Here is a 9,693-nt window from a genome sequence, read left to right as displayed (position 1 = left end):
GGCCGGAAGCGCCGGTGACGAGAAGGGTTTCGCTCATGGAAGGTCCTGACATTGCGCCGCTAAGGCGGTTCGAGTGGCAGTCTCAAAAAGAGACCAGCACTAAAATAGGAATTGACGTGGTGCCGTAAAGAAGGCAGTTTTTCGGGAGGTAGGCACACGCAGGGAACCAGCCATGGACGGCAAGGTCATCAATCTGAAATCGAAGTTGGAGGTCTATAAGGCCATCTCAGGCGGCGGCAATATTGCCAATTGTCCGGTTCGCGAGGTCATTCAAGGGGTGAGCGGCAAATGGAGATCGCTGCTGATGATGGCGCTGGCTGAAAAACCCTATCGCTTCGGCGAGTTGCGGCGCCTTGTGCCCGACATTTCGCAACGCATGCTGACGCAGACGCTGTACGATCTTCAGCGCGATGGCTATGTGCATCGTGAGGTGTTCCCGACCAAACCACCGAGCGTCGAATACAGCCTGACCGATCTCGGGCGCTCTATGTTCGGCGCCTTTCACCAATTGATTCTGTGGGCCGAACTCAACCATGATGCGGTGCGCGCAGCGCGCGCCGATTTTGATGCGTCCCAGGCTTGAACGGCCGCCAAGGCCCAGGCTTGAACGACCGCTAAAGCCCCAGGGTGCGGCTTGATTTCGCCGGGCTGCTGAAGGATTGTCCCGGCCAGTTCGGCTTTGGGGGCATTGGCATTTCCTACGACATCGCAATAGCAGGCGCCGGGCCGGCGGGACTGGCCATGGCGCTCTATCTCAAGCGCGCCGGGCATCAGGTCACGGTCTTTGAGCGCTTCGATGAGCCGAAGCCGGTCGGCTCCGGGCTGATCCTGCAGCCGACAGGGCTGACGGTGCTGGCCGATCTTGGCCTGCTTGACGACATGCTGGCGCTGGGCAGCCGCATCGACCGCCTGCATGGCGCCGATGCCACCACAGGCCGTACCGTGCTCGATGTCCGCTACGATGCGCAGCGCGGTGGCCGCTTCGGGCTGGCGGTGCACCGGGCGGCCTTGTTCGGCGTGCTCTTCCGCGCCGCCCAACGCGAAGCGATCGCCATCGAAACCGGCGTCGAGGTCGAGGCCTTGGAGACGGGCGAACGGACGACGCTGATCTGCGGCAACGGACGAAGGGCGGGGCCGTTCGACCTCGTCATCGACGCCAGCGGTTCGCGCTCGAAACTGCGCGGCGCAAGCGCTGCAGGCGAGCCACGACCGCTCACCTATGGCGCGTTCTGGGCCTCGCTTGGCTGGCGCGGCGACGGTTTCGATGAGCGCGCGCTGCTGCAACGCTACGACAGAGCGAGCGTGATGATCGGCGTGCTGCCGATCGGCCGGCCGCAGCCGGGCGCTGAAAAGATGGCGGCCTTCTTCTGGAGCCTGAAGCCGTCGAACGCCGATGAGGTGCGCGTCCGGGGCCTGGATGCCTGGAAGGAGAGGGTGATCCGGCTGTGGCCGCAGAGCGAGGCGTATGTCAGCCAGATCGACAGTTTCGACCAGCTCTCGCTGGCGCGCTATGGCCACCACACGATGAAGCGGCCGGTTGGGCGGCGGCTGGCCATCATCGGCGACGCGGCGCACTCGACCAGCCCGCAGCTCGGGCAAGGGGCCAACATGGCGCTGCTCGATGCCGCGGCGCTCAGCCATGCGCTGGCGCGGACGGACAGTATCGAAGCGGCACTTGAAGCCTATGCGAGGGCGCGGCGCTGGCATGTCCGCATCTTCCAGGCGCTGTCGCTGGCGTTCACGCCGTTCTACCAGTCGGATTCGGTGGCGCTGCCCTTCATCCGCGACAGGCTTGTGGCGACGGTGGCAAAAATCCCGCCGGCGCCGCAGTTTCTCGCCTCGATGGTGGCCGGCACCGTAATCGATCCGTTCAAGCGGATAGGACTGGTCGAAGCGCGGTGGCCGGATCGTTTTGGCCAATGAGGCTCGAAAGGTACGATCCCTTTGCCCGCAGGAAGGTATGCAGGCGCTGTGGGTAGTCCGGCGCCACGGCTTGCCTGATCGACGGGCGTTCACTCAAAGCCTGGCGCCAGGCGCGGACGAGGGGCTTACGGTCAAGAATGCCGAAATCACCGATCCGGTCGAAGACATCGAGATAGCGGAAGACCGGACCGTAAACGGCGTCGACCAGCGAAAAGTGCTTGCTGGCGAACCAGGGGCCGCCAGGCTCGTCCGCCAGCTCGGCTTCGAGACGGTCGAACATGGCGGACAGCGCGCTGGATTCGTCAAGGAAGCCGGCCTCGGTCGATGTTGAATAGAACCGGCCGATGGCATTGAGGGTTGCCGAACCGAACTCGATCCAGGCGCGATGCCGGGCGCGGGCATAGGGATCGGCAGGGTGGAGGGGATTGGCCTGCGTCTCTTCGAGGAATTCGAGGATGACGGCCGATTCGAAGATCACCGTTTCCTCGCCATTTCGCTGCACGCGCAGCAGCGGCACCTTGCCGAGCGGCGAGATCGCCTTGAACCAGTCCGGCTTGTTGGCGAGGTCGATATCGACGCGTTCGAACGGCACGCCCTTTTCGGTGAGCGAAATCGCGGCGCGCTGCACATAGGGGCAGAGGTGATGGCTGACGAGAATGAGCTTGTCGGCGCGTTTGCAGATTTCGTGTTTCATCGGATTGGCTTTCCCTGATTAATGCAATTGCATCTATGTAGATGCATATGCATTGATCGTCAAGCTTGATGCAATTGCATCTATCGTCTAAGGTGCGCCATGACCGAGAAAGCCGCGCCTTCGCCCGAAGCCATCAAGGCCTGGGCTCGCCTGATGCGCGTATCGCGCCAGTTGATGGAGAGCGCCGAAGAGGCGTTGAAGGCCGCCGGTCTGCCCCCACTTGCCTGGTACGACGTGCTGCATGAACTCGCCGAGGCGGGCGAGGGCGGGCTGCGGCCGTTCCAGCTCATCGAGCACACGCTGTTCGCGCAATACAACATTTCGCGCCTGCTGACCCGGCTCGAGGCCGATGGGCTCGTCGAGAAACTGCCGGTGGCCGATGACGGCCGTGGCCAGACCATCCGCATCGCGGCCAAGGGGCGAGAGACACGCCGCCAGATGTGGGCTGTCTACGGACGCTCGATCGCCGAACTGGTTGGCGCCAAACTGTCGGCGGATGAGCTGACCATGGTCTCGGCACTGCTTGGACGGTTGCGCCATCCGCCAGCCAGCGATTAAGCGAGCCTGTCGCGCCAGCGCCTGTCCATTTTGCAGATATTTTGCTCTCGTCCTCTTGCGCACGGCCTCGGATCGCGCAATATGCAGAACCGTAACGTACGGTACGGCTTATCGGGAATGCCGACCTTTCGAGAGAAGAGCGTGTTGCACATCGTGCCTGACATCGACACCAGCGAAGCGCTGACAGAGCGGCAGAAGGCCGTGCTCGACGCGGCGTTGCGGCTGCTGGTCGAAGAGGGCGACCAGCTGACCATGACCGCCGTGGCGCGCCGCGCCAGCTGTTCCAAGGAAACGCTCTACAAATGGTTCGGCGACCGCGACGGGCTGCTGACGGCGACGGTGCAATGGCAGGCCTCTAAAGTGCGGGTGGCACCGGTCGACCGCAAGGGGCTCGATCTTGCCTCGCTGACCGCGAGCCTCGAGCGCTTCGCCTCGGATTGGCTCAAGGTGATTTCCAGCGACACGTCGATCGCGCTCAATCGGGTGGCGGTCAGCCATGCGGGCTCCGGCAAGGACAATCTCGGCGCCGTGGTGCTGGAGAACGGCCGCTTCGCATTGGCCAAGCGGCTGAAGCCGGTGCTCGAGGCCGGCCGACGGACCGGGCTTTTGGATTTCGCGGATGCCGAGACGGCGTTCCGCACCTTTTTCGGGCTGGTCGCCCGCGATGTGCAGATCCGTCTGCTGCTCGGCGACCGGCTGGAATTGACTGAGGCGGCGATCGGCGGCGATGCCGCGCGGGCGACGCAGCAGTTTCTCGCTCTTCATGGAGCAACAACCGGCCGCAAGGCCCTAGAGCCGGATGATTTCAGGTCAAGTCGACCTGAAATCTGAATCCGTCTCTAAATCAAGAAGATAGAGCATGATGTCGTCCGAAAACCGCTTCACACTTTTCGGCATCATGCTCTGATTTATAAACGGGAAGGAAGACAAAATGCGCGTCTATTACGATCGTGATGCCGATCTCAATCTGATCAAGGGCAAGAAGGTCGCCATCATCGGCTATGGCAGCCAGGGCAGGGCGCATGCGCTCAACCTCAAGGATTCCGGCGCCAAGGAGATCGCCATCGGCCTCAAGGCCGGCTCGGCAACCGCCAAGAAGGTCGAGGCCGACGGTCTCAAGGTGATGAGCGTGGCGGACGCGGCCAAATGGGCCGACCTGATGATGATGGCAACGCCGGACGAACTGCAGGCCGACATCTACAAGAACGAGATCGCCCCGAACATCCGCGATGGTGCCGCGATCGCCTTCGCGCACGGCCTCAACGTGCATTTCGGCCTGATCGAGCCGAAGTCGACGGTCGACGTCGTCATGATCGCGCCGAAGGGTCCCGGCCACACGGTGCGCGGCGAATACCAGAAGGGCGGCGGCGTGCCGTGCCTGGTCGCCGTCAACCAGGATGCCTCGGGCAATGCGCTCGACCTGGCACTGTCCTACGCCTGCGGCGTCGGCGGCGGCCGTTCGGGCATCATCGAGACCAATTTCCGCGAGGAATGCGAGACCGATCTGTTCGGCGAGCAGGTCGTGCTGTGCGGCGGCTTGGTCGAGCTGATCCGGGCCGGTTTCGAGACGCTGGTGGAAGCCGGCTACGCGCCTGAGATGGCCTATTTCGAGTGCCTCCACGAGGTCAAGCTGATCGTCGACCTGATCTATGAAGGCGGCATCGCCAACATGAACTACTCGATTTCGAACACCGCCGAATGGGGCGAATATGTCTCGGGTCCGCGCATCATCACCGCCGAGACCAAGGCCGAGATGAAGCGCGTGCTGAAGGACATCCAGACCGGCAAATTCACCTCGGAGTGGATGCAGGAGTACCGCGCCGGCATGTCCCGCTTCAAGGGCATCCGCCGCAACAATGACAGCCACCAGATCGAGGAAGTCGGCGCCAAGCTGCGCGCGATGATGCCGTGGATTTCCAAAAACAAGCTGGTCGACAAGGCGAAGAACTGAGCGAAATCCACAAGCGCTCGAAAATAGCAGCTTCCATGAACAAGAAACGGCGCCACGTGGCGCCGTTTTTTCATTCTGTCGGTCAGCTCAGCTACAGGGCCAGCCCATCAATAGGGTGAGTAGCACTGCTGGCGCGGGCCGTTGTAGGGCTGGAACGTGTTGTCGTAGGCCCGGTACGACCGGTAGCGGTTGTAGCACCATTGGACATGGGCGCTCGAAAGCCGTCCCGCGCGGTAGTAGCGGCGCGGCGCCGGCCGGTCATAGTAGTCGTAGTTGTTGTACATGCTGCCGAGGCCAAGCCCCAGGCCAAGGCCCAGGATCGCGGCACTCGCGCCATCATCGTAGTAACGGCCGCCGCGATAGTGATGGCGACCATGGCGCCAACGCCAGTTGTCTCCACCATTCCAGTGACCGCCGCCGCCGTGCCAGTGCCGACGGCCGCCGTCCCAATTGCCCGACCGGCGCCATCTCCAATTGTCGTTGTTGAACTGACGGTTGTTGTTGCCGCCCGCCCAGCTGTCGCGGACCGGCGTGACATTCGGCGCCGCGGTGCTGGTGGGAATCGACAGGTCCGGTTGCATGATCGGGCCGGCGGCGGACGGTGCCGTGACGCCGGAGAGGATACCCAGGGCTAGCAGCCCCGATTTGACCGTGGAAGAAAAGAGCGAATTCATTGCACTCTCCAAGAGTTACAGGCCCCACGCCCACCCGAGGAATGGGGCAACAATGGATGTTTGCATCTGAACGGCGGATGAACGGAAAGGTTCCGTCAACCATGACGCGAACGCACCCAGGACCAATCGATCTCAGATGGTGGTCCTGCGCGCTTGTTTTCCGAAGCACTTGCGGGCAAAGGTCATGGCATGTCGCTGCGCCTTGCCACCTTCAATGTCGAGAACCTGATGAACAGGTTCGATTATTCCGGCTATCGCAACCAGCTCAACGAGGATCGAACGCTGGCGCTGTTCGATATCCAGAGCGAGGCGGAATACAGGATGCTGGAGCAGGCCCGCGCCATCGCCCAATCCGACGACACGCGCCAGCTGACGGCGCTGGCAATCGCTGCCACCCGGGCCGACATCATCTGCATGCAGGAGGTCGACAACATCGAGGCGCTGAAGGCCTTCGAATATGGCTATCTGTTCAAGATGGTGGGGCAGGGCTACCGGCAGAAATACACCACATCGGGCAATGATTCACGCGGCATCGACGTTGCCGTGATGATGCGCAATGAGACCGCCCAGGGCCAGCCGATCGAATTCGTGCGCATGACCAGCCACGCCTATGTCACCTACGAGCAGTTCGGGCTGCACACGCCGGAACTCGAGGCACTGGGCAATCAGGCCAATGAGCGCATTTTCCGGCGCGACTGCCTGGAGATCGACGTCACCGTGGGCGGCGTGCCGCTGACGCTCTATCTCGTGCATTTCAAGTCGATGGGTTCGCCGCGCAACGGGCTCGACGGGCGCGAGGCGACGATGCCGGTGCGCATCGCGGAGGCGCAGGCCGTGCGGCGCATCATCGAGGAGCGCTTCGGCAAGGACTATGCCGCCGACAAACGCTGGGCAATCTGCGGCGACATGAACGATTACCGCCAGCGTGTGAAGGTGGCCGGCGATGCGATCGACGGCTATCGCTTCGAGGTCGTCGACGAAGCCCTGTCCTGCATCAACGTGCTGACGGCCGGCGGCTTCTGCGAAAACGTCGTCGAGCGGCGGCCGGAGATGAACCGCTGGAGTTTCTACCACACGCGCGGACCGGAAGAGCGGCATCTGTGCCAGCTCGACTACATCCTGCTGTCGAAGGGGCTCGCCGCCAGCAACGCGACGGCTGTTCCCGACATCATCCGCAACGGCCAGCCCTGGCGCACCATCTTTCCGCCGGGGCAGGAAGTGGAGCGGTTTCCGCGTGCCGGCTGGGACCGGCCGAAGGCGTCGGACCATTGCCCGGTGGCGATCACGCTGGACATGACCTGACGCATGAGTTTCGACCTGCCACGCAACGTCATCCTGCCGGTCGACGCCATCGACGTCCGGCTCGATCCCGGTCCGCACCCGTTCGCAAGGGACAATGCAGAGGCGATCGCCGAGAACTGGCAGCACGAAATCGCTGCCAATCCGGCGCTGTTCGACGGCATGGTGGTGCTGCTGTCGCAGCTTGCCTACCGCGACAACCGTCTCGCCGGCCGCTGCCATGCGGTCAACTATTCGACTTTCATGCTGTGGCGGAAGCGGCGCGAGAATTCGGGCGCCGAGCATGCCTATGCCCATGCCATGCTGGTGGCTGCCGACAATGCGCTGGTGGCGATCCGCATGGGTCCGCACACGGTCAACGCCGGCCGCGTCTATTTTGCCGCCGGCTCATTCGAGCCGGTCGATTTTCGCGATGGCCTGGTCGATGTCGATTTCAACATGATGCGTGAGGTGCGCGAGGAAACAGGGCTCGACCTGTCAGGTGCTGAACGCGGCAAGCGCTACCATGCCATGTCGAGCAACAGTGGCACGGTGATCTTCCGCCGCTACCACGCGGCGGCGCCCGCCGACGAGATCGCCCAGCGCATCTCAGCCTTCGTCGCCACCGAAACCGAGCCGGAGATCGACGGGCCAGTGATCATCCGCCATGCCGCCGACCTGCCGGTCGGCCTGTCACCGCACATGAAGCCGCTGATCGAGTGGCATTTCGCAAACGGGAGTTAAGGGCGCGTCTTGTTCTGTGCCGCGTTGCGATCGTTGCGGGCGGCGACGAGGAACAGGATGAAGCCGATGCCCAGCAAACCGCCCATCGCCATTCCCATGGTCTGGCCGACGACTGCCTGAAAATCGGCTGTGACGCGATCGGGATTGGCCATGCCGAAGCGGGCGAGATACCACCAGATGCCTGCAAGGAAGGCCTCGATGATGACCATCGCCAGGATCAGTCGCGCCTTCTTGCTCATTGGCTATTCCTCCACCCAAGCGTGAATTGCCCTAGCATCATGAACGGCGCGACGACAGTGGCGGGGCTGGGTGGAAATGTCGAAGATTGTGCAAAAACCCGTCGGAGCGCCGGCCGCGTTTCGGCCGGTTGCCCTATTCGTGCCTAAGTGCGTCGATCGGGTCGAGCCTGGCGCCGCGCAGCGCCGGGAAGAAGCCGAACACCATGCCGATCAGGGCGGAAAAGCCGACGGCGAGCAGGATCACCGCCGGGCTCGGCGCAAACGGGATGGTCAGCGTCACCGCGGCGAGGCCGGCCAGCGCCAGCCCGATCAGGATGCCGATGATGCCGCCGAGCAGCGACAGCACCGTGGCCTCGACCAGGAACTGGATCAGGATGTGCTTTTCATGCGCGCCGATGGCGAGCCTGATGCCGATCTCGCGGGTGCGTTCGGTGACCGACACCAGCATGATGTTCATGATGCCGATGCCGCCGACCAGCAGGCTGACGCCGGCGACGGCGCCCAGCATGCCGGTCATGGTGGTGGTGGCGCTGGCCATGGCGTCGGCGATCTGGGTCATGTCGCGGATGGCGAAATCGCTTTCACGATCGGGCGTGATGCGTCTGGCGTCGCGCAGAATGTCCTCGACGCGCGGCTGCAGCTCGCTGGTCGGCGTGCGGTCATCGGCGGCGATGTAGATGTTGTCGATGTCGCGGTTGCCGGCGATGCGGCGCTGGTAGGCGTGCAGCGGCATCAGCACGACATTGTCCTGATCCTGGCCGAAGCCGGTATAGCCCTTGGGCTCGAGCAGGCCGATGATCTTGCAGGAGGTGCGGTTGACGCGGATGATCTCGCCCTCGGGATCGCCAGCGCCGAAGAATTGTTGGCGCACCGTCTCGCCGATCAGGCACACGCCGGTGCCCGAGCGGGTTTCGGAATCGCTGAACGGGCGGCCCGACACCAGTTTCCAGTCGCGCGCATCGAGATAGGCGCTGTCGGTGCCGGTGACGCCCGAGGTCAGGCTCTCGGTGCCGAAGATGACCCGGACCTGCTTTTGCGAAGCCGGCGAAATGGCGCGGGCGCCAGTCAGATGCGCAACCAGCGCCGCCAGCTCCTTTTCGGCCAGCGGACGCACCACCTGGTCGAGCCCGCCCGGGCCACCGGGACCGGCCGGGCGACCGGAGCGGACGACCAGCAGATTGCTGCCGAGCTTGGAGATGTCGGCCTTGACCTTCTGCGTGGTGCCCGAGCCGATGGTGAGCATGGCAATGACGGCGGCAACGCCGATGACGATGCCGAGCAAGGTCAGGAACGAGCGCAGCACGTTGCGGCGGATCGAGCGCAGCGACAGGCGGACGGTTTCCCAGATCATGGTTGTGCGATCTCCAGCTTCCTGGAATCAGAGGCGACGTGGCCGTCGAGGAAGCGGATGGTGCGTTCGGCATAGTCGGCGACATCGGCCTCGTGGGTGACCATGGCGATGGTTAGGCCAAGCTCCTTGTTGAGCCGCGTCAGCAACTCCATGATCTCGTGCGTGCGGGCGGTGTCGAGATTGCCGGTCGGCTCGTCGGCGACGAGCAGCGTCGGCCGCGTGACGATGGCGCGCGCGATCGCCACGCGCTGCTGCTGGCCGCCGGCCGACAAGGCCGACCT

General features: G+C 63.6%; 12 protein-coding genes. 7 read left to right on the top strand and 5 right to left on the bottom strand.

Annotation, left to right across the window (positions count from 1 at the left end):
- Nucleotides 1-172 precede the first annotated feature (172 nt).
- Both EN991_RS11285 and EN991_RS11280 read left to right on the top strand, forming a co-directional pair.
- Nucleotides 173-583 (top strand): helix-turn-helix domain-containing protein, encoded by a 411-nt coding sequence (locus EN991_RS11285; protein WP_013531060.1) that lies wholly within the window; start codon nucleotides 173-175, stop codon nucleotides 581-583.
- 44 nt (nucleotides 584-627) lie between these two features.
- Nucleotides 628-1,923 (top strand): NAD(P)/FAD-dependent oxidoreductase, encoded by a 1,296-nt coding sequence (locus tag EN991_RS11280; RefSeq protein ID WP_127368758.1) that lies wholly within the window; start codon nucleotides 628-630, stop codon nucleotides 1,921-1,923.
- On the opposite strand, the gene EN991_RS11275 is transcribed toward EN991_RS11280, so the two are convergent.
- Nucleotides 1,871-2,617, bottom strand: a complete 747-nt coding sequence (locus EN991_RS11275) for a glutathione S-transferase family protein (protein WP_027160572.1) — start codon at nucleotides 2,615-2,617, stop codon at nucleotides 1,871-1,873. The two genes, EN991_RS11280 and EN991_RS11275, sit on opposite strands and share 53 nt — an antisense overlap.
- Before the next feature lie 99 nt (nucleotides 2,618-2,716).
- Here EN991_RS11275 and EN991_RS11270 point away from each other — a divergent pair, with 99 nt between their 5' ends.
- The 3 genes from EN991_RS11270 to ilvC all read left to right on the top strand — a co-directional run bounded on the left by EN991_RS11270 (nucleotide 2,717) and on the right by ilvC (nucleotide 5,126).
- A complete protein-coding gene (locus EN991_RS11270; protein ID WP_064993769.1) occupies nucleotides 2,717-3,175 on the top strand; it encodes a MarR family winged helix-turn-helix transcriptional regulator in 459 nt (152 codons plus the stop codon).
- Between the two features lie 117 nt (nucleotides 3,176-3,292).
- On the top strand, nucleotides 3,293-4,006 hold the full coding sequence (locus tag EN991_RS11265; protein WP_244514306.1) for a TetR/AcrR family transcriptional regulator: 714 nt from the start codon (nucleotides 3,293-3,295) through the stop codon (nucleotides 4,004-4,006).
- A 100-nt stretch (nucleotides 4,007-4,106) separates the two neighbouring features.
- Nucleotides 4,107-5,126 (top strand): ketol-acid reductoisomerase, encoded by a 1,020-nt coding sequence (gene ilvC, locus EN991_RS11260; RefSeq protein WP_013531065.1) that lies wholly within the window; start codon nucleotides 4,107-4,109, stop codon nucleotides 5,124-5,126.
- A 107-nt stretch (nucleotides 5,127-5,233) separates the two neighbouring features.
- On the opposite strand, the gene EN991_RS11255 is transcribed toward ilvC, so the two are convergent.
- Complete coding sequence (locus tag EN991_RS11255) at nucleotides 5,234-5,800, bottom strand: BA14K family protein (RefSeq protein WP_013531066.1); 567 nt, start codon at nucleotides 5,798-5,800, stop codon at nucleotides 5,234-5,236.
- A gap of 189 nt (nucleotides 5,801-5,989) precedes the next feature.
- Between EN991_RS11255 and EN991_RS11250 the strand changes: the two genes are divergently transcribed.
- Nucleotides 5,990-7,102 carry an endonuclease/exonuclease/phosphatase family protein gene (locus EN991_RS11250; protein WP_024501382.1) on the top strand — a complete coding sequence of 371 codons (1,113 nt, stop codon included), beginning with the start codon at nucleotides 5,990-5,992 and terminating at the stop codon, nucleotides 7,100-7,102.
- Between the two features lie 3 nt (nucleotides 7,103-7,105).
- The gene (locus EN991_RS11245) at nucleotides 7,106-7,822 is read left to right on the top strand and encodes a hypothetical protein (RefSeq protein WP_127368757.1); all 717 of its coding nucleotides are present in this window, start codon (nucleotides 7,106-7,108) and stop codon (nucleotides 7,820-7,822) included.
- Here the strand turns inward: EN991_RS11245 and EN991_RS11240 are convergent.
- The 3 genes from EN991_RS11240 to EN991_RS11230 form a co-directional block, all read right to left on the bottom strand.
- Entirely contained in the window at nucleotides 7,819-8,061 is a 243-nt protein-coding gene (locus EN991_RS11240) for a hypothetical protein (protein WP_127368756.1), read from the bottom strand. The genes EN991_RS11245 and EN991_RS11240 overlap by 4 nt on opposite strands.
- A gap of 133 nt (nucleotides 8,062-8,194) precedes the next feature.
- Nucleotides 8,195-9,412 carry an ABC transporter permease gene (locus EN991_RS11235; RefSeq protein ID WP_063168255.1) on the bottom strand — a complete coding sequence of 406 codons (1,218 nt, stop codon included), beginning with the start codon at nucleotides 9,410-9,412 and terminating at the stop codon, nucleotides 8,195-8,197.
- A partial coding sequence (locus tag EN991_RS11230; RefSeq protein WP_127368755.1) for an ATP-binding cassette domain-containing protein occupies nucleotides 9,409-9,693 on the bottom strand: 285 nt, incomplete at its 5' end. The genes EN991_RS11235 and EN991_RS11230, both read right to left, overlap by 4 nt.

The organism is Mesorhizobium sp. M7A.F.Ca.US.005.03.2.1 (genome assembly GCF_003997795.1).
Classification (GTDB): Bacteria; Pseudomonadota; Alphaproteobacteria; order Rhizobiales; family Rhizobiaceae; genus Mesorhizobium; species Mesorhizobium ciceri.
The sequence above is the reverse complement of the archived record's forward strand: the minus strand, read 5'-3'. Positions and strand labels throughout refer to the sequence as shown.

Coding starts and splice junctions, on each gene's coding strand:
- EN991_RS11270 (WP_064993769.1), top strand. CDS start 2,717: ATGACCGAGAAAGCCGCGCCTTCGCCCGAAGCCATCAAGGCCTGGGCT.
- EN991_RS11275 (WP_027160572.1), bottom strand. CDS start 2,617: ATGAAACACGAAATCTGCAAACGCGCCGACAAGCTCATTCTCGTCAGC.
- EN991_RS11255 (WP_013531066.1), bottom strand. CDS start 5,800: ATGAATTCGCTCTTTTCTTCCACGGTCAAATCGGGGCTGCTAGCCCTG.
- EN991_RS11245 (WP_127368757.1), top strand. CDS start 7,106: ATGAGTTTCGACCTGCCACGCAACGTCATCCTGCCGGTCGACGCCATC.
- ilvC (WP_013531065.1), top strand. CDS start 4,107: ATGCGCGTCTATTACGATCGTGATGCCGATCTCAATCTGATCAAGGGC.
- EN991_RS11240 (WP_127368756.1), bottom strand. CDS start 8,061: ATGAGCAAGAAGGCGCGACTGATCCTGGCGATGGTCATCATCGAGGCC.
- EN991_RS11265 (WP_244514306.1), top strand. CDS start 3,293: ATGCCGACCTTTCGAGAGAAGAGCGTGTTGCACATCGTGCCTGACATC.
- EN991_RS11285 (WP_013531060.1), top strand. CDS start 173: ATGGACGGCAAGGTCATCAATCTGAAATCGAAGTTGGAGGTCTATAAG.
- EN991_RS11235 (WP_063168255.1), bottom strand. CDS start 9,412: ATGATCTGGGAAACCGTCCGCCTGTCGCTGCGCTCGATCCGCCGCAAC.
- EN991_RS11250 (WP_024501382.1), top strand. CDS start 5,990: ATGTCGCTGCGCCTTGCCACCTTCAATGTCGAGAACCTGATGAACAGG.